The organism is Pseudomonas coronafaciens pv. oryzae str. 1_6, from assembly GCF_000156995.2.
In the GTDB taxonomy this organism is placed as follows: Bacteria; Pseudomonadota; Gammaproteobacteria; order Pseudomonadales; family Pseudomonadaceae; genus Aquipseudomonas; species Aquipseudomonas tremae.
Genome location: NZ_CP046035.1, coordinates 2,145,106 through 2,167,649 on the forward strand (window position 1 = coordinate 2,145,106; position 22,544 = coordinate 2,167,649).

The 22,544-nt window shown below is 58.6% G+C and carries 17 protein-coding genes and 1 pseudogene; 10 read left to right on the top strand and 8 right to left on the bottom strand.

Annotated elements, in window-relative coordinates:
- Positions 1–171: 171 nt before the first annotated feature.
- The gene (gene prpF, locus POR16_RS09565; RefSeq protein ID WP_122349901.1) at positions 172–1,362 is read left to right on the top strand and encodes a 2-methylaconitate cis-trans isomerase PrpF; all 1,191 of its coding nucleotides are present in this window, start codon (positions 172–174) and stop codon (positions 1,360–1,362) included.
- A gap of 5 nt (positions 1,363–1,367) precedes the next feature.
- On the opposite strand, the gene ppsR is transcribed toward prpF, so the two are convergent.
- The gene (gene ppsR / locus POR16_RS09570; RefSeq protein ID WP_003347114.1) at positions 1,368–2,186 is read right to left on the bottom strand and encodes a posphoenolpyruvate synthetase regulatory kinase/phosphorylase PpsR; all 819 of its coding nucleotides are present in this window, start codon (positions 2,184–2,186) and stop codon (positions 1,368–1,370) included.
- Between the two features lie 191 nt (positions 2,187–2,377).
- Between ppsR and ppsA the strand changes: the two genes are divergently transcribed.
- The 8 genes from ppsA (at position 2,378) to POR16_RS09610 (ending at position 10,470) form a co-directional block, all read left to right on the top strand.
- Positions 2,378–4,753, top strand: a complete 2,376-nt coding sequence (gene ppsA, locus POR16_RS09575; RefSeq protein ID WP_005897460.1) for a phosphoenolpyruvate synthase — start codon at positions 2,378–2,380, stop codon at positions 4,751–4,753.
- 145 nt (positions 4,754–4,898) lie between these two features.
- Positions 4,899–5,891: an alpha/beta fold hydrolase gene (locus tag POR16_RS09580; protein WP_005897462.1), complete on the top strand. Its 993-nt coding sequence runs from the start codon at positions 4,899–4,901 to the stop codon at positions 5,889–5,891.
- A 101-nt stretch (positions 5,892–5,992) separates the two neighbouring features.
- The gene (gene rraA, locus POR16_RS09585; protein WP_005897464.1) at positions 5,993–6,481 is read left to right on the top strand and encodes a ribonuclease E activity regulator RraA; all 489 of its coding nucleotides are present in this window, start codon (positions 5,993–5,995) and stop codon (positions 6,479–6,481) included.
- Between the two features lie 11 nt (positions 6,482–6,492).
- A complete protein-coding gene (locus tag POR16_RS09590; protein WP_005897466.1) occupies positions 6,493–7,488 on the top strand; it encodes a zinc transporter ZntB in 996 nt (331 codons plus the stop codon).
- 86 nt (positions 7,489–7,574) lie between these two features.
- Positions 7,575–7,829, top strand: coding sequence for a hypothetical protein (locus POR16_RS09595; RefSeq protein WP_005897468.1), 255 nt, complete (start codon positions 7,575–7,577; stop codon positions 7,827–7,829).
- A 2-nt stretch (positions 7,830–7,831) separates the two neighbouring features.
- A complete protein-coding gene (locus POR16_RS09600; RefSeq protein WP_005897472.1) occupies positions 7,832–8,656 on the top strand; it encodes a mechanosensitive ion channel family protein in 825 nt (274 codons plus the stop codon).
- 83 nt (positions 8,657–8,739) lie between these two features.
- Positions 8,740–9,330: an RNA polymerase sigma factor SigX gene (gene sigX, locus POR16_RS09605; RefSeq protein ID WP_005897476.1), complete on the top strand. Its 591-nt coding sequence runs from the start codon at positions 8,740–8,742 to the stop codon at positions 9,328–9,330.
- 105 nt (positions 9,331–9,435) lie between these two features.
- Complete coding sequence (locus POR16_RS09610) at positions 9,436–10,470, top strand: OmpA family protein (RefSeq protein ID WP_005897479.1); 1,035 nt, start codon at positions 9,436–9,438, stop codon at positions 10,468–10,470.
- 78 nt (positions 10,471–10,548) lie between these two features.
- Here the strand turns inward: POR16_RS09610 and cobA are convergent, their stop codons facing one another.
- The 5 genes and pseudogenes from cobA to POR16_RS09635 form a co-directional block, all read right to left on the bottom strand.
- Positions 10,549–11,313, bottom strand: coding sequence for a uroporphyrinogen-III C-methyltransferase (gene cobA / locus POR16_RS09615; protein ID WP_005897482.1), 765 nt, complete (start codon positions 11,311–11,313; stop codon positions 10,549–10,551).
- A 10-nt stretch (positions 11,314–11,323) separates the two neighbouring features.
- Positions 11,324–14,044, bottom strand: a complete 2,721-nt coding sequence (locus POR16_RS09620) for a nitrate reductase (RefSeq protein ID WP_005897485.1) — start codon at positions 14,042–14,044, stop codon at positions 11,324–11,326.
- Between the two features lie 20 nt (positions 14,045–14,064).
- Positions 14,065–15,270: pseudogene (locus POR16_RS09625) on the bottom strand (NAD(P)/FAD-dependent oxidoreductase); the annotation flags it as partial.
- A gap of 299 nt (positions 15,271–15,569) precedes the next feature.
- Positions 15,570–17,231, bottom strand: coding sequence for a bifunctional protein-serine/threonine kinase/phosphatase (locus POR16_RS09630; protein ID WP_053486653.1), 1,662 nt, complete (start codon positions 17,229–17,231; stop codon positions 15,570–15,572).
- Between the two features lie 7 nt (positions 17,232–17,238).
- On the bottom strand, positions 17,239–18,450 hold the full coding sequence (locus POR16_RS09635; RefSeq protein WP_005897494.1) for a nitrate/nitrite transporter: 1,212 nt from the start codon (positions 18,448–18,450) through the stop codon (positions 17,239–17,241).
- A gap of 923 nt (positions 18,451–19,373) precedes the next feature.
- Between POR16_RS09635 and POR16_RS09640 the strand changes: the two genes are divergently transcribed.
- On the top strand, positions 19,374–20,621 hold the full coding sequence (locus POR16_RS09640; RefSeq protein ID WP_154897053.1) for a glycoside hydrolase family 68 protein: 1,248 nt from the start codon (positions 19,374–19,376) through the stop codon (positions 20,619–20,621).
- A gap of 50 nt (positions 20,622–20,671) precedes the next feature.
- Here the strand turns inward: POR16_RS09640 and POR16_RS09645 are convergent, their stop codons facing one another.
- Positions 20,672–21,247: an ANTAR domain-containing response regulator gene (locus POR16_RS09645; protein WP_005886558.1), complete on the bottom strand. Its 576-nt coding sequence runs from the start codon at positions 21,245–21,247 to the stop codon at positions 20,672–20,674.
- A gap of 13 nt (positions 21,248–21,260) precedes the next feature.
- Entirely contained in the window at positions 21,261–22,472 is a 1,212-nt protein-coding gene (locus tag POR16_RS09650; RefSeq protein ID WP_053932297.1) for a CmpA/NrtA family ABC transporter substrate-binding protein, read from the bottom strand.
- Positions 22,473–22,544 lie beyond the last annotated feature (72 nt).

Consider the following 22,544-nt stretch of genomic DNA (forward strand, 5'->3'; position numbering starts at 1 on the left):
GCAAGATCTGTGACGCGCAGCGTCACGCAAGGCATTCCCGCGCTGGAGTGTGAGGAGCGATAGGCGTGAAAAAACACTATCGTGCCCATGCTCCGCGTGGGCATGCAGTTCTGGACGCTCCGCGTCCTACTTTGAGCGTTCAACGCGCTTTTCGAACAGGACAACGAATTCATGCCTCACTCACCACAGATCCGAATCCCTGCGACCTACATGCGCGGGGGCACCAGCAAGGGTGTTTTCTTCAGGCTGGCCGACCTGCCGCAAGCTGCACAAACGCCCGGTCCTGCTCGTGATGCACTGTTGCTGCGGGTGATCGGCAGCCCCGACCCCTATGAAAAACAGATTGACGGCATGGGCGGGGCGACTTCCAGTACCAGCAAAACGGTCATTGTGTCGCACAGCAGCAAGCCTGATCACGATGTCGACTACCTGTTTGGTCAGGTCTCCATTGACAAGCCCTTCATCGACTGGAGCGGCAATTGCGGCAACCTGTCGGCAGCTGTGGGTTCGTTCGCCATCGCCAGTGGTCTGGTTGACCTTGGCCGTGTACCGCAGGACGGCATCGCTGTCGTGCGTATCTGGCAGGCCAATATCAGCAAGACCATTATTGCTCATGTGCCGATCAGCAGGGGTGAGGTGCAGGAAACCGGCGATTTCGAACTGGACGGCGTGACCTTCCCTGCGGCTGAGGTGCAACTTGAGTTTCTCGACCCGGCGGCGGACGAAGAGGGCGCGGGCGGGGCGATGTTCCCTACCGGCAATCTGGTCGATGACCTGCAGGTGCCTGGGGTCGGTACGCTCAAGGCAACCCTGATCAACGCAGGCATCCCGACCATCTTCGTCAATGCCGCAGATATCGGCTACACCGGTATCGAGTTGCAAGGCGATATCAATGGCGACCCACTGGCGCTTGCCCGGCTGGAAACCATTCGTGCCTACGGCGCCTTGCGTATGGGCCTGATTCGCACGCTTGATGAAGCTGGCACGCGCCAGCACACGCCCAAAGTGGCTTTTGTCGCGGCACCGGCCGATTACGTCTCTTCCAGTGGCAAGCCTGTCGCAGCGCGGGACATCGACCTGCTGGTGCGTGCCGTGTCGATGGGCAAACTGCACCACGCGATGATGGGCACTGCGGCGGTAGCGATCGGCACTGCGGCGGCTATCCCCGGCACTCTGGTGAACCTGGCCGCTGGTGGCGAGGCGCGTGATGCGGTCCGTTTCGGCCACCCGTCAGGCACGCTGCGGGTCGGCGCTCAGGCGCAACAGGTTGGCAGCGAGTGGAAAGTCACCAAGGCGATCATGAGCCGCAGCGCCAGAACGCTGATGGAAGGCTGGGTACGCGTGCCTCCTGCGGGGGAATGAACGACTTATTTGAAGCGTCGCTCGACACCTTTTTCGACCAGTACCTTGGCAGAAATCTCCTCCACCGAAAAGTGCGTGGAGTTGATGTGCGCAATGTTCTCGCGGCGGAACAGGCTTTCCACCTCGCGCACTTCGAATTCGCACTGTGCATAGCTTGAATAACGACTGTTGGGCTTGCGCTCATGGCGGATCGCGGTAAGACGGTCCGGGTCGATGGTCAGGCCAAACAGCTTTTCGCGGTGTTGCTTGAGCGCCGCCGGCAGTTGCAGCCGCTCCATGTCGTCCTCGGTCAACGGATAGTTGGCCGCCCGAATGCCGAACTGCATGGCCATGTACAGGCAGGTCGGGGTTTTGCCGCAGCGCGAAACGCCCACCAGGATGATGTCGGCCTTGTCGTAATAATGCGTACGCGCGCCATCGTCGTTATCCAGCGCAAAATTGACCGCTTCGATGCGCTCCATGTAATTGGAGTTATGCCCGATGGAGTGCGATTTGCCCACTGAATACGAGGAGTGTGAACTAAGCTCCTGCTCCAGCGGCGCCAAAAAGGTCGAGAAGATATCAATCATGAAGCCGTTCGACGTCGCCAGAATCTCGCGAATGTCCTGATTGACGATGGTGTCGAAGATGATCGGGCGGACATCGTCCTTGTCGGCGGCGTTGTTGATTTGTTGTACCATCGCTCGCGCCTTCTCGACGCTGTCGATATAGGGCCTGGTGAACTTGTTGAATGTAATGTTTTCAAATTGTGCCAACAGGCTTTGCCCCAGGGTTTCGGCAGTGATACCGGTACCGTCCGAGATGAAGAAAGCAGATCGTTTCATTTTTGCCCTGGCCTTAAGCAGTTGACGAATTCTGGCTATCATAGGCGTGCTTGCCTGCCCTGAGGGCTGCAGGCGCACCTTTTTTGAATGTTCAGGCTTGCGCCCGACCAGACACGCCCGAGGCCACGATGCACGTGGCCCGGGTGCATGAGCTTTTCCCAACAACAAACATAGTTAGTGGAGAGATCACCTTGGTAGAGTACGTAGTTTCCCTCGATAAGCTCGGCGTCCATGATGTAGAGCATGTGGGGGGCAAAAACTCGTCCCTCGGCGAGATGATCAGCAACCTCGCGGGCGCTGGTGTTTCGGTACCCGGTGGCTTCGCAACTACGGCCCAGGCTTATCGTGACTTTCTCGAACTCAGCGGCCTGAATGATCAGATCCATGCGGCGCTTGATGCCCTTGATGTCGATGACGTCAACGCTTTGGCCCGTACCGGCGCGCAGATTCGTCAGTGGATCATGGAAGCCGAGTTCCCCGAGAAGCTCAACGCCGAGATCCGCACCGCCTTCGCCGAACTGTCTGCAGGCAACCCGAATCTGGCCGTGGCAGTGCGCTCGTCCGCTACTGCTGAAGACCTGCCCGACGCGTCCTTTGCCGGTCAGCAGGAAACCTTCCTTAATATCCGTGGCGTCGAGAACGTGATTCGTGCCGCCAAGGAAGTCTTTGCTTCGCTGTTCAACGACCGGGCTATTTCCTACCGCGTGCATCAGGGCTTCGACCACAAACTGGTGGCGCTGTCGGCGGGTGTGCAGCGCATGGTGCGCTCTGAAACCGGCACGGCAGGTGTGATGTTCACCCTGGACACCGAGTCCGGTTTCCGCGATGTGGTGTTCATTACCGGTGCCTACGGCCTGGGCGAAACCGTTGTACAGGGCGCAGTCAACCCCGACGAGTTCTACGTCCATAAAGACACGCTGGCTGCTGGCCGTCCGGCGATTCTGCGTCGCAACCTGGGCAGCAAAGCCATCAAAATGATTTATGGCGAAGAAGCCAAGGCCGGGCGATCGGTCAAGGTGATCGACGTCGAGCCTGCCGATCGGGCGCGTTTCTGCCTGACCGATGCCGAAGTGTCCGAACTGGCCAAGCAGGCGATGATCATCGAGAAGCACTACAAGTGCCCGATGGACATTGAATGGGCCAAAGACGGTGACGATGGCAAGCTGTACATCGTGCAGGCACGCCCTGAAACCGTGAAGAGCCGTGCCTCGGCCAATGTCATGGAACGTTACCTGCTCAAGGAGACCGGCAAGGTGCTCGTCGAAGGCCGCGCGATCGGCCAGCGCATTGGTGCAGGCAAGGTGCGCATCATCAAGGACGTGTCCGAAATGGACAAGGTCCAGCCCGGCGATGTACTGGTGTCGGACATGACCGACCCGGACTGGGAGCCGGTCATGAAGCGTGCAAGCGCAATTGTCACCAATCGTGGCGGGCGTACCTGCCATGCCGCGATCATTGCCCGCGAGCTCGGCATTCCGGCAGTCGTGGGTTGCGGCAATGCCACTCAGACCTTGCAGGACGGCCAGGGCGTGACCGTTTCGTGCGCCGAAGGCGATACCGGTTACATCTTCGAAGGCGAACTGGGTTTCGACATCAAGACCAATTCGGTCGATGCCATGCCCGATCTCCCATTCAAGATCATGATGAACGTCGGCAACCCGGACCGGGCTTTCGATTTCGCTCAGTTGCCCAACGCCGGCGTCGGCCTGGCGCGCCTTGAATTCATCATCAACCGCATGATCGGCGTGCACCCCAAGGCACTTCTGAACTACTCGCTGCTGCCCCCGGAAATCAAGGACAGCGTCGACAAGCGCATTGCCGGTTACGATGACCCGGTCGGTTTCTACGTCGAGAAACTGGTCGAGGGCATCAGCACGCTGGCAGCCGCCTTTACGCCGAAAAAGGTCATCGTGCGCCTGTCGGACTTCAAGTCCAACGAGTACGCCAACCTGATCGGCGGCAAGCTTTACGAGCCTGAGGAAGAAAACCCGATGCTGGGTTTCCGTGGCGCTTCGCGTTATATCAGCGAAAACTTCCGCGACTGTTTCGAACTGGAATGCCGTGCGCTCAAGCGTGTACGCGAAGAGATGGGCCTGACCAACGTTGAAATCATGGTGCCGTTCGTGCGCACCCTGGGTGAGGCGAGTCAGGTAATCGACCTGCTGGCGGCCAACGGCCTGAAACGCGGCGAGAACGGCCTGCGCATTATCATGATGTGTGAATTGCCGTCCAATGCGATTCTGGCTGAAGAGTTCCTCGAGTACTTCGATGGCTTCTCCATCGGCTCTAACGACCTGACTCAGCTGACACTTGGTCTGGATCGTGACTCCGGGGTCATCGCTCATCTGTTCGACGAGCGTAACCCGGCGGTCAAGAAGCTGCTGTCCAACGCCATTCAGGCCTGTAACAAGGCTGGCAAGTACATCGGTATCTGCGGCCAAGGGCCTTCCGACCACCCGGATCTGGCGCGCTGGCTGATGGATCAAGGTATCGAGAGCGTATCGCTCAACCCTGATTCTGTGCTGGAGACCTGGTTCTTCCTGGCCGAGGCGCAGGCGCCGCTCTGATGTGACGCGTCAACTGCCTGAGCCGTCATGTGCATCAGGTGTTTGAAAGAGGCGGTTTCTTCGGAAGCCGCCTTTTTTATGGCGTGCCACGAACGCGCCCGAATGCGTGGTGTTATCCAGTCTGTCCAGCCCGATAAAGAGTGATATGCAAAGCAGCAGCCAGCTTTTCCCCGTTGCCTTGATCAGTGCCGAACGTCGTGGTGATCTGGTCGAGGACGTTTATCGTCTCAAGCCTGCCAACAGCCCTGACCCCAGTGTCGAGCTTGTAGTGACCCGCTTAGGGCTGGTCGATCAGCCTGCTGTGCGCGGCGTACCGGTTATTCTGCTGCACGGCAGTTTTTCCAATCGACGCTTCTGGTATTCGCCCAAGGGCATCGGTCTGGGGCCGTATCTGGCCCGTGCCGGTTATGACGTGTGGATCCCAGAGATGCGCGGGCACGGGCTTTCGTCGCGTAACCAGAGCTATCGGTCCAACTGTGTAGCGGACTATGCCCGTTTCGATCTGCCGTCCATTGCCGCATTCGTTGTCGAGCAAAGCGCTCAGGCGCCGCACTGGATAGGGCATTCGCTGGGGGGCATCACCCTGGCAGCGGCGTTGGGTGGCCAGTATCTGGGGCCGCAAACAGCTGCGTCGGTGGCGTTGTTCGGCAGCCAGGTCAGCCGCAGTTACTGGCCGCTGAAAATTCCTCCGCTGCAGTGGTCGGCGCGCCTGTTGCTCCGCTCGTTTGAGCATGTTTCTGGGCCGCGTTTCAAGCGCGGGCCTGAAGACGAGCCGATCGGGCTGGTGCTGGAGAGTCTTCGCTGGCATGGGTTTCTCGGACGCTTTGGCGAGCGCGACAACAACTGGTGGGAAGGGCTCAAATCACTGCAAGTGCCGGTGCTGGCTGTCGCAGCGGCAGGCGATCTGCAGGACCCGGTATGGGCCTGCCGCACGCTGTTCGATCAGATTGGCGGGGGCCAGCTCAAGCAGTTTCTCTGCCTGGGGCGCGAACACGGGTTCAGTGAAGACTTCGATCATGTGCAGATGTTGATCAGCAAAACCGCGCAACAACAGGTCTGGCCTCGTGTCATCGAGTGGCTGGAGGCGCGCGCGGTTCCTGAACAGGTCGTGGAGTTTCAGGCCGCAGTGGGCAGTTAGCGGTTAAAGTCGCTATGGTTAGGGTCAGCCGGTCGTGTCTGGCTCACGCTGCCGGACCAGAAACATTCATGAGCCCGAGCCCAATTACAGGAGTTGGACCTATGCATTACATCACCCCCGATCTGTGCGACGCATACCCGGAACAGGTGCAGGTTGTCGAGCCGATGTTCAGCAACTTTGGCGGACGTGATTCGTTTGGCGGCCAGATCGTCACCCTGAAATGTTTCGAAGACAATTCCTTCGTCAAGCAGCAGGTTGAACTCGATGGCAAGGGCAAAGTGCTGGTGGTCGATGGTGGCGGTTCACTGCGATGCGCCTTGTTGGGTGACATGCTCGCTGAAAAAGCCGCAAAGAATGGCTGGGAAGGCGTGGTGATCTACGGTTGTGTGCGCGACGTCGACATGCTCGCCCAGACCGATCTGGGCGTTCAGGCACTGGCCAGTTACCCGAAGCGATCAGAGAAGCGCGGCGAGGGGCAGCTTGACCTGCCAGTGACCTTCGGCGGTGTGACATTCCACCCCGGGGAATACCTGTACGCCGATAACAATGGCATCATCATTTCCTCCTCTCCACTGACTATGCCGGAATAAGCGAAGTATCCATGTTCGATGAAGCAAACGCGCAGTGGGGGCTGGTTCATGCCCTTGTCCTGGACGGTAATGGCGGAGCGCGTTTCATTGCTCGAACCGAATTGCAGGCACTCCAGTTACAGCCGCAGGAAAGCCTGTGGTTGCATTGGGATCGCAGCCACCCGCAGACCCAGACCTGGCTACGCACTGCCAGCGGCCTGAGCGAGTTTGCCTGCGACTTGCTGCTCGAAGAAAACACCCGACCACGCCTGTTGCCGCTGGCCGACCAGGAGCTGCTGCTGTTTTTGCGTGGGGTGAACCTGAACCCTGGCGCCGAGCCTGAAGACATGGTTTCGGTGCGCATATTTGCCGCAGCGCAACGCGTTATTTCGCTGCGCCTGCGCCCGTTGCGCGCCACGGAGGAACTGATCGAACTGCTGGAGCTGGGCAAAGGCCCGAAGAGCGCTTCGGAGCTGATTCTTTACCTTGCGCAATACCTGACCGACAAGGTGCAGGACTTGGTCAGCGAGTTGACAGAGTCTGTCGACGAAGAGGAAGAAAAGTCAGATGTCGACGAACGGTACAGCCCGGAACATGGCAAGTTGTTGCATATTCGCCGTCGCGCAGCAGGCCTGCGCCGTTTTCTGGGGCCGCAGCGTGACATTTATGGTCAGCTTTCGCGGATCAAGCTGTCCTGGTTCGCCCACGACGATGCCGATTACTGGAACGAGCTTAATAATAGCCTGACCCGCTATCTGGAAGAGCTTGAACTGACCCGCGAACGAGTGGGGCTGCTGCTGGAGTCTGAGGATCGGCGCCTGCGCGAGCACATGAACCGCACGATGTACCGTTTCGGTATCATCACCGGGATTTTCCTGCCGATGAGTTTTCTCACCGGTCTGCTGGGCATCAATGTGGGCGGTATTCCCGGCTCCGACAGCGCCTACGGGTTTCTCGTGGCGTGCCTGCTCATCGTCGCGCTGGCAGCGGGGCAGTGGTGGTTGTTCAGGCGTTTACGCTGGGTATGAAGGTCAGCCCTTGTGCTTTTTTGCAGAGGCTGTGTGACTTGTTGTTTTCGCGTCGCGTCTTTGAATGACATTACGTGAGGTGCCTGATGCACGATCCGTTTGAAGAATCTTTACGTGACATGCTCAATTCTTCATCCTCCAGCCGGGATGACGATGCATGTCTGGGACGTGTCCTGAAGACCGCCAACCGCCAGGTCGGTGCTGGTGTGTTATTCGGGCTGTTGGGGCGTTGGTCGGAGGCGTTGATGATCGCTGTCAACAATGGCTCTGCGCACGTCTCTCCCGTTTCTCGCCGCACCGTTGCCGGTGCGCGTTCTGTCGATATCGATAAGGCTGATTGAGCATGGAATTGAATCTCTGGACCCAGAGCCTTCTTGCTGCAATGACCGCATTGTGGACCAAAGTCGCCAACTTCATCCCCAACCTTTTCGGCGCCCTCGTCGTGGTGTTGCTGGGTTTTGTCGTGGCCAAGCTGCTCGACACGCTGCTCTCCAAGCTGCTTGCCAAACTGGGGCTCGACCGTCTGGTAAGCGGCACTGGCCTGACCAAGCTGATCGGCCGCGCCGGCGTCAAGGTGCCTGTGTCGACGCTTATCGGCAAAGTCGTCTACTGGTTTGTGTTACTGATCTTTCTCGTGTCGGCTGCTGAATCGCTTGGTTTGCAGCGTGTTTCCGCAACGCTGGACATGCTGGCGCTGTATCTGCCTAAAGTATTTGGTGCCGCGCTGGTGTTGCTGGTCGGTGTGCTGTTGGCGCAGTTGGTAAACGGCTTGGTCCGTGGTGCAGCTGAAGGCGTCGGAATAGATTATTCGGCAGGCTTGGGACGAATTGCTCAGGGGCTGGTCATAATCATCAGTATCTCGGTGGCGATCAGCCAGCTTGAGGTCAAGACCGACCTGCTGAACCACGTCATCGTGATTGCCTTGATTACCGTTGGTCTGACAGTGGCGCTTGCCCTGGGCCTCGGCAGTCGGGAAATTGCCGGGCAGATCATTGCAGGTATCTATGTGCGCGAACTGTTTCAGGTCGGCCAGCAGGTGCAGATTGGGGATACGGAAGGGCAGATCGAGGAGATCGGTACGGTCAAGACAATACTGCTGACAGAAGAAGGGGAGCTGGTTTCGTTTTCAAACCGTCTCCTGCTTGAGCAGAGAGTGAGCAGCCGTTAAGCGGCTAACCTGCTAATCTATGCCGCCACGCTGCCGATACAGGGCTGTGGCGGACATTGACCTGACTGTCGGCAAGATTTGTTTTGAATAAACCTCAACCGTTTTCGACACGCTACGATCCCCGAGAACTCTCCGATGAGGAGCTGGTTGCGCGGGCCCACGTCGAGCTGTTTAATGTGACTCGGGCGTATGAAGAATTGATGCGTCGTTACCAACGGACACTTTTTAACGTGTGTTCGCGGTATTTAGGGAACGATCGCGATGCTGACGATGTCTGTCAGGAGGTGATGCTTAAAGTGTTGTATGGGTTGAAAAATTTTGAAGGTAAATCTAAATTTAAAACCTGGCTGTACAGCATCACCTACAATGAGTGCATCACGCAGTACAGGAAGGAACGGCGTAAGCGTCGCTTGATGGACGCGCTGAGTCTGGATCCACTTGAGGAAGCGTCGGAAGACAAGACGCCCAAACCTGAAGAGCGGGGCGGACTCGATCGCTGGCTTGTGTATGTGAACCCGATTGATCGGGAAATTCTGGTGCTGAGATTCGTCGCAGAACTTGAATTCCAGGAGATCGCAGACATCATGCACATGGGCTTGAGCGCAACGAAAATGCGTTACAAGCGGGCGTTAGATAAATTACGAGAGAAATTTGCGGGAATCGCCGAAACTTAATACGGTGCAAATATCTCTTACGAACTGGCAAGGTCTGGTAGACTAGCCGCCGAGTTGTCCCCCTGTGTGGGACTGCTTAATAATCAACAGATGGGGATTTAACGGATGAAACTGAAAAACACCTTGGGCTTGGCCATTGGTACTATTGTTGCCGCAACTTCGTTCGGCGCTCTGGCTCAAGGCCAAGGCGCAGTCGAAATCGAAGGCTTCGCCAAGAAAGAGTATTACGATAGCGATCGTAATTTCAAAAACGACGGCAACCTGTTCGGCGGCTCCGTTGGTTACTTCCTGACAGACGACGTTGAACTGCGTCTGGGCTACGACGAAGTCCACAACGTCCGTAGCGACAGTGGCAAGAACATCAAGGGCGCAGATACCGCTCTGGACGCTCTGTACCACTTCAACAACCCAGGTGACATGCTGCGTCCTTACCTGTCTGCCGGTTTCTCTGACCAAAGCATCGGTCAAGACGCTCGCAACGGCCGTGACGGTTCGACCTTCGCCAACATCGGCGGCGGCGCCAAGCTGTACTTCACTGACAACTTCTATGCCCGTGCAGGCGTTGAAGCTCAGTACAACATCGACCAAGGCAACACCGAGTGGGCGCCAAGCGTCGGTATCGGCGTAAACTTCGGCGGTGGCAGCAAGAAAGTAGAAGCCGCTCCAGCTCCAGTAGCTGAAGTGTGCTCCGACAGCGACAACGACGGCGTGTGCGACAACGTTGACAAGTGCCCAGACACCCCAGCCAACGTAACTGTTGATGCTGATGGCTGCCCGGCAGTTGCTGAAGTGGTTCGTGTTGAGCTGGACGTGAAGTTCGACTTCAACAAGTCTGTTGTCAAGCCTAACAGCTACGGCGACATCAAGAACCTCGCTGACTTCATGCAGCAGTACCCATCCACCACCACTACTGTTGAAGGTCACACTGACTCCGTCGGTCCTGACGCTTACAACCAGAAACTGTCCGAGCGTCGTGCAAACGCCGTTAAACAGGTTCTGGTTAACCAGTACGGTGTTGGCGCTGGCCGCGTAAACTCGGTTGGTTACGGCGAATCCCGCCCAGTTGCTGATAACGCAACTGAAGCTGGTCGTGCAGTTAACCGTCGCGTAGAAGCACAAGTAGAAGCTCAAGCTAAGTAATTAGCCCGCTTGTACTGAAAAGCCCGGCTTAGGCCGGGCTTTTCTTTGCCTGCGATTCGAGCAGGTGTTGCGTCTGGCTCAGCCTGTTTGCAGTTGCGGGAGGTGCTGCGCAAGTGTCTGATTCAAGCTTTCGTTGTTGCAGGCAGCGACTGCGCCTATCACCAGAATGGCAGGGCTTTTCAGCTCGAAGGTGGCTGCATCTTCCTGCATGGCGCTCAACGTGCTGCGGCATTCGCGCTGCCAGGGCAGTGAAGCGTTCTCGATCATTGCTACCGGCATCTCGCCGGTCATTCCGCCTCTCAGCAGGTTTTCGCGAATCTGTGCAAGCTTTGCCACGCCCATGTAAATCACCAGCGTAGTGCCGCCTTGGGCAAGTGCCTGCCAGTTCAGGCTGCTGTCGTCCTGAGTATGGGCGGTTACCAGTGTCACGCCACGGCTGATCCCACGCAGGGTCAGTGAAATACCACACTGAGTTGCACCGGCAAGGCCCGCCGTAATGCCGTTGACCAGCTCGACCGCCACACCATGCGCTTGCAGCCACTGCGCTTCTTCGCCGCCACGCCCGAAGATGCACGGGTCACCGCCTTTCAGGCGCACGACGCATTTGCCCTGACGCACGTAAAGCAGCATCAGACGATGAATGAAAGCCTGCGGTGTCGAACGGCAACCACCCCGTTTGCCAACGGCGATCACCCGCGCCTGAGGGCAGTGCTCGAGTACGTCGGTATTGACCAGGTCGTCGATCAATACCACGTCGGCTTCACGCAATGCCCTAACTGCCTTGAGGGTCAGCAATTCAGGGTCTCCGGGGCCTGCGCCTACCAGCCATACTTTTGCGCTCATGCTGTCTTCCTCATTCGGTCACTGCCACGGTGTTAATCAGTCTTTTTATTTCAGGGACACACGAACCGCACTGGGTTCCGCATCCCAATTGCTTCTTGAGTTGGTCGAGATCCAGGCCGCGTGCGATGCCGCCCATCACGCTGCGCTGGCTGACGTTCATGCAGTTGCACAAGGTATTATCACGATGTTGCGACGCGTCTTTGCCAGGCTGGCTGCTCAATGGTGCCAGCAGCCAGCGCCGCACGGAGTCGTCTACACGCTCTTCCAGCCAAAGTGTCTGCAGCCAGTGTCGGGCAAGTGTTTCACCAGCTAGACGGACGCCAATGATGCGCTGATCGTCGATTCTTATCCGCTTGCCAATAGCCTGCCGAGGATCGTCGTAAGCCATGACCGGTCCGGCGTCGAGGCCCAGCACACGATCGATTTCGTGCAACAGCATCGGGTCTGGCGCTACGCTGCTGGCGGCGTTCACGATCAGCGCAGGCCGATCGCGCCCCGTCAGGTTCATGCTCAGGTAAGCGAACCCATTGCACAGCGGCCGCAGTTGTTCCATGCGCTGCTGTACATTGCCCTCGATCAGGGCGAAAAACCGCCAGGGTAGCCTGGCCTTTTCGATTCTCACCCCGGAGTGTTTTAGTTCCGGTTGTTTCGAAACTGCGTCGAACGCTGGCTGGGTGAGGATATTCACGCCACCCTTGAGGAACCGGTCACCCCAGTGCATGGGCAAGAAGGCCTGCCCAGGCAAAAGGTTTTCATCGCAACTTACTGGCAGCAACAATTCGCCGCGGCGGCTGATAAGCCTGACCAGATCACCGGTTTGCACCTCATGATCTTGCATGTCCTGCAGGTTGAGGCCCAGTGTTGCTTCGCTGACATGGCCAAACAGTCGGGCGGCGGTGCCGGTGCGGCTCATGCCGTGCCAGTGATCGCGCAGCCTGCCAGTGTTGAGTGTCAGCGGGTATTCTGCGTCGCGCAGCTCGCGGGCGGCGACATATGGTTCTGACAGAAATTGCGCACGACCCGAAGCGGTCGGGAAAATGCCATCGGTGTAAAGCCGGGATGTACCCTCGCGGGCGCCCGTCGGATAAGGCCACTGTTGCGGGCCTTGCTGGTCGATCAGTTCGCGGCTTATCCCTGAAAGGTCCAGGTCACGCCCGACAGTCAGCCCTTTGAACTCGTCGAACAACGCTTTTGGGGTCGGAAAATCAAACAGTGCAGGGGCGTCTGGCTGTAGGCGCTTCTGCAGGCGCTGAGCGAAATCTACAGTGATCGCCCAGTCCGGGCGCGCTTCACCGGGCGCTTGAATGGCTTTGCGCACGTTGGAAATGCGTCGCTCCGAGTTAGTGACGGTGCCTTCTTTCTCGCCCCAGCTGGCTGCGGGCAGCAGCAGGTCGGCAAAGCGCGCGGTTTCGGTGGTCTTGAACGCCTCCTGAAGCACTACGAACGGGCAGGTTTCCAATGCCTGCCGGATTTTGTTCTGATCGGGCAGAGATTGTGCCGGGTTGGTGCAGGCAATCCACAATGCCTTGATCTTGCCGTTCTGCAGTTGCTCGAACAGTTCGATGGCGGACAGGCCGTGATTGGCCGGCAGGCTGTCGACGCCCCAGTACGCGGCAACCTCGGCACGATGGGCGGGGTTGGCAGCGTCGCGATGGCCTGGCAGTAGATTGGACAGGCTGCCGGTTTCGCGTCCGCCCATCGCATTCGGCTGACCAGTCAGTGAGAAAGGGCCTGCGCCGGGACGGCCAATCTGCCCGGTTGCCAGGTGCAGATTGATCAGCGCGCTGTTCTTGGCAGTGCCCGCGGTGGATTGATTCAGGCCCATGCACCACAACGATAAAAAGCTCGGCGACTCGCCAATCCAGCGTGCGCAGGTATACAGCTGGTCTTGGGTAATGCCGCAGAGAGTCGCTACGTAGTCGGGCGGGTATTCACCTGCCAGCGTGGCCAACGCCTCATAACCTTCTGTGTGCGCGGCGATAAAGCTCGGGTCGATCAGGCGCTCGTTCATCAACACATGCAGGATGCCGTGAAACAGCGCGACGTCGGTACCCGGCTGAATGGCCAGGTGCAGGTCTGCGAGCTGGCAAGTGTCGGTGCGTCGTGGGTCGATGACGATGAGTTTCATGTGCGGTCGGCGGCTTTTCGCTTCTTCCAGGCGCCTGAACAGGACCGGGTGCGCGTAGGCCATGTTACTGCCGACAATCATCACGCAATCGCTCTGTTCGATATCTTCGTAATTGCAGGGGGGCGCGTCGGCTCCCAGGCTGCGTTTGTAGCCGGCGACTGCCGACGACATACACAGCCGCGAATTGCTGTCGATGTTGTTGGTGCCGATCAGCGCGCGGGCCAACTTGTTGAAGGCGTAGTAATCCTCGGTCAGCAACTGGCCCGAAATATAGAACGCGACGCTGTCGGGGCCATGCTCGCGGATGCATTCTGCGAACACGTTGGCAGCGTGATCCAGTGCGGTGTCCCAGTCAGTCACGCCGCGCGCCAGTTCCTTGCTCAGGCGCAGTTCCGGGTACAACGCACGCGCGTCGATGTCGCCTGTCAGGTGCAGGCTGGAGCCCTTGCTACACAGTTTGCCGAAATTGGCCGGATGCGTCGGGTCGCCGCTGACAGCGAGAATCTTCTGACCGTCATGTTCGATCAGCACGCCACAGCCGACCCCGCAATAGCAGCACGTGGACGCTGTGATCTGACTGGAGGGAATGGCCAGGCTGGTCATGCGCAAGCAGCCTCGGTAGCGGCGGGCTGGCCGAACATCAGGTGGTTGCGGATCGCTGCAATACCCTGGCCATCGCGAATCTGCTGCAAGTACCAGCTGCCGTCTGCAGTGTCACCGTACAGGCAGGCGCCGACCAGAATGTCGTTCTTGATCACCAGTTTTTTGTAGACACCGCTGATGGGGTCGGAGAGCGTGATGCTTTCCGTGCCTTCGCCGCCGAGAAAGTCGCCGGCTGAAAACAGATCAATCCCGGTGACTTTCAACTTGGTCGAGGTGACAGAACCGGGATAGCGCGCAAAACCTAGCTGTGCCAGGTGATTGGCACAGACTCGGGCCTGTTCGAACAAGGGTGCAACCAGGCCATAGGCAATACCGCGATGGCTGACGCACTCGCCAATCGCGTAAATGCGCGGGTCATAGGTCTGCAACGTGTCGTTGACCAGAATCCCCCGATTACAAGGCAGCCCGGCCTGTTCGGCCAGTTCAGTGTTGGGCCTTATGCCTGCGGCCATGACCACCAGGTCGGCATCTATCACATCGCCGTTCTTGAACTGCACCGCTCGCACACGGCCCTGATCGTCACCCAGCAAAGCCTCGGTCTGCTCATCGAGGCGAAAGCTCAGGCCGCGCCGTTGCAGTGCTGCTTGAAGCATCAGCCCGCTGGTCTTGTCCAGTTGGCGTTCCAGCAGGGTCTGCCCGTTGTGAACGACCGTAACCTGCATGCCGCGCAGGCTCAGACCGTTGGCAGCTTCCAGTCCGAGCAGGCCGCCGCCGATGACCACTGCACGCCTGTGCGTGACGGCGGTGTCGATCATCTGCCGGGTATGGCTGATGTCGCGGTAACCGATGACGCCTTGCAGCGTGTTGCCGGGGATAGGCAGGATAAAAGGCCGCGAGCCGGTGGCGATGAGCAGCCGGTCGTAACGCGCTTCAGTACCATCGTCGGCGATCACCAGGCGTTTTATGCGATCGATCTTCACTACCCGGCGGTTGAGCAATAACTGGATACCATTGGTTTCGTACCAGTCCAGGTCGTTGAGCACGATGTCTTCGAAGTTCTGCTCGCCTGCCAATACCGGGGACAACAGGATACGGTTGTAGTTGGGGTGCGGTTCGGCGCCAAAGACCGTGATGTCGTACAGGTCTTCGCTCAACTTCAGTAGCTCTTCGAGGGTGCGCACGCCGGCCATGCCGTTGCCAATCATCACCAGTTTGATTTTTTTCATCTTGCCTCCGAGTCGCCAGAACGCGCTCGACACAGTGTGCGCAAACAAAAAAAGGCGTCCTGTCAGTTGCCTGACAGGGACGCCTTTGTCCGGTCCCGTTATCTCGGGAAGCGCATCCTTCATCGTTGAAGGCTGCGCGTTATGAATCATCTGAAAAAAGACCATGCAGCGCTTGTGCCAACTATCGGGCGCTAGTGGGGCTGGGGTTTTTGGCCGAGCGTGACAGGTATTTCTTGCACTGGGTTGAAGCGCGTTGCACAGAAGCAGGGCGGCTTCTGGATCAAGGCACCTTATTCAATTCAAGGATGGTGCATGAGCCAGATGGCTGCGAGCAGATTTACCAGCAGCGAAACCAGCGCCAGCGTCCGCCAGACCTTCAGCGGTTCGCGTTCGAGCAATGGGCGTGGACGCGCCACGACCGGGCGATGTTCCGCCTGCTCCAGTTCCAGCAGCCATTGCTCGGAGGTTTCATAGCGCTGATCCGGGTCGGCTTGCAGCGCCTTGTCGAGGCTCTGGCTCAGCCATTGCGGTAGATCGGGCCGGTAGCGAGCGGCGGGAATCGGCAGGCCGAAGCGTCGATGCTGAAACGCTTCGATCTCGCCGTAGGGATAGTGGCCTGTCAGCAGGTAATACAAGGTGACGCCGACGGCATACAGATCCTGCCGCGGGTCGGGTTCTGCGCCATTGAACGCTTCTGGCGCGATGTAGCTCGGCGTGCCAGGCAGATCTTCGGCGCTGGCAGCTGAAAGGCCGGGGCAGAATGCCAGGCCGAAATCCAGCAGGCGCAATTCACCGTCGTCACTCAACAACAGGTTTTCCGGTTTGATGTCGCGATGAATGATATTGCGCCGGTGCAGCAGGCCGGTGGCCCGCAAAAGCCGGGTCGCCAGACCTTGCCATTGGGCCAGCGGCACAGGGCCGCTGGCGGCAAACACCTCGGCCAGCGTGCGCCCGCAGTGCTCGCGCATCACGTAATACAGATGCTGGCGCTCTGCAAGCGGGTGAAGTTCGGGAAAGAAGCGTCCTGCAACCCGACGCAGGAACCACTCTTCAAGCAACAGGCCCTGACCGGCGACGGTTTCGTCGTGCCGGCTGGCGGGCAGGGTTTTCAGCAGCCAGGGCTGGTCATGAATGTCGTGTACCCGATACAGCAACGATTGGCGGGACTGCGCCAGTACGCTGGCAACGCTCCAGCCTTCAAACAGCTGGCCAGGCTTGAGCACGGGCGGCAGCGGCCACTGTTGCAGCTGCAGCAACGCATCGCCAAGGTCATCTTCGCCCAGGCTGTCGACCTGAATCAGCAGTGCGCTGGCATTGTCCTGACTACCTGCCAGGTGTGCCGCACTGACCAGGGTCTTCACAGCTGCGTCGAGGTCTTCCTGCTCGCCAAGAATCGAGCGGATGCTGGCATCGCCGAGTGTCGCCCAGACGCCATCGCTGACCAGCAACAGACGTTCGCCTTCGCACAGTTCGCCGTCGAGATAATCCATCACCACATACTGATCCAGGCCGAGCGCGCGCTTGAGCACGTGCTGCATGTCGGGCTGCTCCCAGACATGATCTTCACTGATGCGCTTGAGCGACCCCGCGTGCCAGCGATAGGCCCGGCAGTCACCGACGTGGGCGAGGGTGAAGCGTCGCCCGCGCAGCACCAGGGCGCTAAGCGTCGTCATCAGGCTGTTGGCCAGCAACCAGCGATTCTGCGCCAGCAGCAGGCGATCAAGCGATTGGGCCACGCCCCATGTTTCGGGTGTCGAATAATAATCGAGTGCCAGCGCCTGTAGTGTCGACTGGGCGGCCAGCGCACCATCGGCGCATTGGCTGACGCCGTCGGCGAGGGCAAACAGATAGCCCTTGCTGGCCGCCAGCGCCGCAACCGGAGTGACCAAGCGCAGGGCGTCCTGATTCTCCGCTCGCGGACCGCTGGCGCTGAACTCGGCACACCGCAGTTGCAGCGTCATTGGCAGTTCAGACCCGAGCTGCTGTCACGGCAGCCGAACCCCAGGTGGTTCTCCAGCGACGCTTGACGTTCATAAGGCCAAACCAGGCCAGCACTGCCAGGCCCGCAAACAGCCACAGCCCCAGTTGGTAATCACCGGTGTTCTGTTTGATGGTGCCCAGGCCGGCAGCCAGCAGGAAACCGCCAATACCGCCGGCCATGCCTATCAGGCCGGTCATCACGCCGATTTCCTTGCGAAAGCGCTGGGGCACCAGCTGAAAGACAGCGCCGTTACCGGCACCCAGTCCAAGCATAGCCGCGACGAACAAAGCCAGTGCTGCCCACGAACTTGGCAGGTTGAAACCGACTGCCGCAATGCCGATGGCAGCCACTGCATACATGACGGTCAGTGTGCGGATCCCGCCAAAGCGATCGGCCAGCGCGCCACCCAGCGGGCGCATCAGACTGCCACCGAACACGCAGGCGGCGGTGTAGTACCCGGCGGTAATCGGGCTCAGTCCGTATTGGTCGTTGAAGTAGCCGGGCAGGGCGCTGGCCAGGCCAATGAACCCCCCGAACGTGACGCTGTAGAAGAACATGAACCACCAGCTGTCACGGTCGCCCAGCGCCTTGAGGTAGTCCGCCATGGACTTCGGCTTGCTGCGCTCCGGCGCGTTGCGTGCCATCAGGGTGAATGCGATGAGGGTCAGCACCAACGGGATCAACGCCAGACCGAACACATTTCCCCAGCCGAAACTGGCGGCCAGTACCGGCGCAATCAGCGCGGCCAGCACGGTGCCCGAGTTGCCTGCGCCGGCGATGCCCATTGCCTTGCCTTGATGTTGTGCCGGATACCATTGCGACGCCAAGGGCAACGCGACGGCGAATGAGGCGCCCGCCATGCCAAGGAACAGGCCCAGCAAAAGCACCTGGCCATAGGTATGAATGCCCAATTGCCAGGCCGCGAACAGAGCGCCGATGACAATCACCTGTCCGATGATGCCAGCTGTCTTGGGCGATAACTGGTCGGCCAGCAGGCCCATGAAGAAACGCAGCACGGCGCCTGCCAGAATAGGCGTGGCCACCATCAGGCCGCGTTGCTGAGTGGTCAACTGCAGGTCAGTGGCAATTTGTACCGCCAGCGGGCCGAGCAAGTACCAGACCATGAAGCTCAGGTCGAAATACAGAAAGGCTGCGAACAGGGTCGGTTTGTGGCCGGCCTTCCAGAAGTTTGTATCCATGTGTGCACCTCATCATCTGCCAGCGGGTCAGTCGGGTCATGGCCACGACACGTTTTTTCCAGACGTTGTGGTGGAGTGTTCCGGTTTACGGCGACTCCACCGGCCCCTTCGCCGGGGCCAAAACGCAAAAGACGTCGCCCCTCAGTCCACCGGAGCGGAAAGAGATGAGCGACGTCTTTGTCGTAAGCGTGATAGCCGCCGTTGGCTATCGGTGTGATAGACATAGCAATAGGCGGGCCAATGCGCTTGCAACCGGCTCGGCGTCACGCGGTGTAAGGGGTTGAATCATTTCAATAGCTGCGACAGACCTGCCCAAATGACCTTGAATCGAGCGATAGCCGGCCAGCACGCTGCAAAAAAGGGCGTGTCGCCGAGTCAGGGTTTTTGTGGTTAGTGCAGGTCGATATCCTTGAATTGATCCCGGCTGGAGAGTGGGGTCCTTGTAGGGTGTATTAAAGTTCAACAGATTCGGTATTTATTTAGTGTGCCACTATTTAAAACAATAAGTGCTGTCATTGTGATGCTGTTTCGATGTCTTTGTATGATGCGGTTAATAGAGGTGATCAATAAATGTGAAGATTTATTAATTCACTGTCGGATCACGGTATACATTAATAACGTCTCAAATATTTAATTTACTTTGTGCGTTATCTCTGACAGCATCCGTTCTGCCGCTGATGAAACGGCTCATCCGTAACAGATGATTGTGCTCTTCACCGCGACAGTCTTTACTTTCGGGCCGTCGTTCAATGTCGATAAATGCTTACTTTGAAAAAAGTAATCGGATACTCGCGCTTTATCTCGGCTTTTCCTTATTAACGAACTGAAAGGCCGATGTCAGATGCACCCCGGCAGTGCCCATGTACGTCGGGATGTCCTCTTCTTCGCGCTTCATTACAGGCGCCAATAAAGGATACATCATCATGAGTAACATCAATTACGCACCCACTGTCTGGTCCCGTGCCGATGCGCTGAAGGTCAATGAAAATGACCCGACCACCACGCAGCCACTGGTCAGCCCGGACTTTCCGGTCATGAGTGATACGGTATTTATCTGGGATACCATGCCGCTGCGAGAGCTCGACGGCACGGTGGTTTCGGTCAACGGCTGGTCAGTGATCATCACCCTGACGGCGGACCGCCATCCTGACGACCCTCAGTACCTGGGGCCCGACGGTCGCTATGACATCAAGCGCGACTGGGAAGATCGACATGGCCGCGCACGCATGTGCTACTGGTACTCGCGTACTGGCAAGGACTGGATCTTTGGTGGCCGTGTAATGGCCGAGGGTGTATCGCCCACAACACGAGAGTGGGCGGGCACACCCATACTGTTGAATGACAAGGGCGATATTGATCTTTATTACACCTGCGTCACGCCTGGCGCAGCGATTGCCAAAGTTCGCGGTCGTATTGTTACCTCTGATAAAGGCGTGGAGTTGAAAGACTTTACCGACGTCAAGATTCTTTTCGACGCCGACGGCACGTATTATCAAACCGAAGCGCAGAACTCGACCTGGAACTTTCGCGACCCCAGTCCGTTTATTGATCCCAATGACGGCAAGTTGTACATGGTGTTCGAAGGCAATGTCGCCGGTGAACGCGGTTCGCATACAGTAGGGGTTGCCGAACTTGGCCCTGTGCCACCGGGTTATGAAGACGTGGGGGGTGCCAGATTCCAGGTGGGCTGTATCGGTCTGGCGGTCGCAAAGGATCTCAGTGGTGAAGAGTGGGAACTACTTCCGCCGTTGGTAACAGCGGTCGGCGTAAACGATCAGACCGAACGTCCGCATTACGTGTTTCAAGACGGCAAGTATTACTTGTTCACCATCAGCCACAAGTTTACGTATGCCGATGGTGTTACAGGGCCAGACGGGGTGTACGGTTTTGTCGGCGAACATTTGTTCGGTCCTTACCGGCCAATGAACGCTTCTGGCCTGGTGCTTGGCAATCCGCCCGAGCAGCCTTTCCAGACGTATTCGCACTGCGTCATGCCAAACGGTCTGGTAACTTCTTTCATCGACAGCGTGCCCACCGAAGGCGAGGATTATCGTATCGGCGGGACCGAAGCGCCGACGGTGAGGATCCTCTTGAAAGGGGATCGCTCGTTCGTGCAGGAAGAATATGACTACGGTTACATTCCCGCGATGAAGGATGTGACGCTGAGCTGATCGCCAGCCTTCAACCGGAAAGGCCTGCCCACGCAGGCCTTTCTACGTTTCTATCCCAACAGCTCGCTCATCGCGATAATCTGCTCGGCTACCTGAATCAGCTTCTGCTGGCGACTCATCGCCTGGCGCCGCATCAGTGTGTAGGCCTCTTCTTCGTTGCACGCCTTCATTTTCATCAGCATTCCCTTGGCCAGTTCGATGCGCTTGCGCTCGGCCAACTGCTGATCTCGTGCGTGCAACTGCGCACGCAGCGCCTGATCGCTCTCGAAGCGGGCCATGGCCACCTCCAGGATCGGCTGCAGTCGTTGGGCCTGAATGCCCTCGACAATGTAGGCGCTCACGCCAGACTTGATCGCCTGACGCATCACGCCCGGATCATGCTCGTCGGTGAACATCACGATGGGGCGCGGCTGGTCGCGGCTGACCAGCACGACCTGTTCCATCACATCGCGTCCGGGGGATTCGGTGTCGATCAGGATGACGTCCGGGCGCACGGCTTCGACCCGGGCGGGCAGGTCGATGATCAGTCCAGACTCGTCGATCACTTCAAATCCGGCCTCGGTCAGCGCCGACCGGAGACGCCCGACTTTTTTGGCGGTGTCGTTGATAAGCAGGATACGCAGCATGATCAGGTCTCCTTCAACGGCTGAAAGCGGCGGGCGCGGTATCGGCCAGCGAGTGAAGTTTGAAGCTGCGTGCGTATCCAGCCGGATCGCTGCCGTCCCAGACCTTGCCGTCGATCAACTGACTGCTGCGCAGGCTCGTCGTCGGGACGCTTATGCTCAAGGCTTCGGCTGCCTGACGATAAAGCTTCAGTTGCTGAACACGACTGGCGACCGCCAGGTAATCAGGGTCTTCGCGCAATAACCCCCAGCGTCGGAACTGAGTCATGAACCACATGCCGTCTGACAGCCACGGATAGTTGACCTGCCCTTGATCATGAAAACTGACCGCATGAGGGTCCTGCCACTGGTTGCCGAGGCCGTCGCTGTACTGACCGAGCAGTCGCGGCTCGATGCAGTCCAGCGAAGTGTCCAGGTAATCCGCACCGCTCAGCAGCTGTGCGGTGCTGCGCCGGTTGTGATCGCTTTGCTCGATAAAGCGGCTGGCCTCCAGCACGGCCATGATCAGCGCCCTGGCGGTGTTGGGGTTCTGCTCGACGAACTCACGGGTGCAGCCCAGCACTTTGCCAGGGTGATCCGGCCAGATCGCCTGGCTGGTGGCCATGGTAAAGCCCAGTTGCTGATGCACGGCGCTGGCCCCCCAAGGCTCGCCGACACAAAAGCCGTCGATGCGCCCGGCCTGCAGGTGCTGGGCCATTTGCGTGGGCGGCACCACCACGCTGTTCACATCATCGAGCGGGTGGATGCCCTGGCTGGCGAGCCAGTAATACAGCCACATCGCATGGTTGCCAGTGGGAAAGGTCTGGGCGAACGTCAGTCGTGAACCGCTTTGGTGCGCGCGCTTGTCGAGTGCTTCGGGAGTGATCACCCCGGCTTGTTGCAGCTCGCGGGACAAATTGATGCATTGGCCATTCTGGTTGAGACCCATCAGGATGGCCATTTCAGTCGCCGGGCCACCGCTGATTCCAAGCTCCACCGCGTAGATCAGGCCGTAAAGGCTGTGTGCTGCCTGGAGTTGCCCGCTGACCAGTCTGTCGCGTAACGCGGACCAGGAGGTCTGCCTCTTCAGGTTCAGGCTCAGCCCGTAAGGCTGGGCGAAACCCTGAGTCGCAGCGACCACCAGCGGGGCGCAGTCGGTCAGCGCCATGAAACCTACGTCCAGGCTGTTCATTTCCGGGGCGTCGCTGCCGCCTACCCAGTCCAGGGCGTTGCCGGTTCGTTCAGTCATGCCGCGTACTTCATAAAGATTCATCCAGAAAAAAGGCGTCGTTCTGCCCGATGCCAGTGCAAGGGGCGGAAG